Here is a 554-nt window from a genome sequence, read left to right on the forward strand (position 1 = left end):
TCTGTTAACAGAAGAGGAATACCTCGACCTGTTGGAGACCCTGCCAAAAGACAATCAGTACCTGCCGGATGAAGATCCTAATAAATTCATCGCTAAAATGGGTGCTGAAGCAGTTCATGACCTGTTGGAGAGAATTGACCTGGACCAGCTCAGTTATGACCTTCGGAATGCAGCTGCTACCGAAACCTCCCAGCAACGTAAGGCCGACGCCCTGAAGCGCCTGAGTGTGGTAGAGGCTTTCCGGGATGCCAATAGCCGTATCACCAACCGTCCGGAATGGATGGTTATGCAATATATTCCTGTTATTCCACCAGAATTACGTCCGCTTGTTCCCCTGGATGGCGGTCGTTTTGCTTCTTCTGATCTGAATGATCTGTATCGCCGGGTAATTATCCGGAACAACCGTTTGAAGCGGTTGCTGGAAATCAAAGCCCCGGAAGTAATTCTTCGGAACGAAAAAAGGATGTTACAGGAAGCCATCGACTCCCTGTTTGATAACAGCCGTAAATCAAATGCTGTTAAGGCAGAAGGCGGCCGTGCACTGAAATCGCTTT

General features: G+C 48.7%; 1 pseudogene. It reads left to right on the forward strand.

Going from position 1 to position 554, the window contains the following annotated elements:
• Positions 1 to 554, forward strand: a pseudogene (locus A1D16_RS13740) (DNA-directed RNA polymerase subunit beta'); the annotation flags it as partial.

This window comes from Flavihumibacter sp. CACIAM 22H1 (assembly GCF_001601815.1).
GTDB lineage: Bacteria > Bacteroidota > Bacteroidia > Chitinophagales > Chitinophagaceae > Flavihumibacter.